At 27.0% G+C, this 259-nt stretch carries 1 protein-coding gene; it reads right to left on the bottom strand.

The annotated features are described in order from the left end of the window. Positions 1–259: LytTR family DNA-binding domain-containing protein (locus SB658_RS25230; protein WP_410603164.1), on the bottom strand; the 259-nt coding region annotated here is incomplete at both ends.

Genomic DNA, 259 nt, shown 5'->3' with positions numbered 1-259 from the left:
GAAGTCGTTTCACATAATTACGACTAACTGGAATCGGTTGCTCATCATATTTATCTAAATACAGATTATATGTGCCATTATAATAAGGTTTTAGTTCTTGTACATATGACATATTAATTAAATAACTTTTATGCACACGTAAAAAATCATATACATTTAGCTTATTTTCCAGCTCCTGAAGTGTATATGTTGAAATATACTGATTATTTGTTGTATAAATTGAAACCGTTTTGTTTTCCTTATTTTTGCTTACATATAC

It is taken from the genome of Bacillus sp. SIMBA_008 (genome assembly GCF_046535495.1).
GTDB lineage: Bacteria > Bacillota > Bacilli > Bacillales > Bacillaceae > Bacillus > Bacillus subtilis.
The sequence above is the reverse complement of the archived record's forward strand: the minus strand, read 5'-3'. Positions and strand labels throughout refer to the sequence as shown.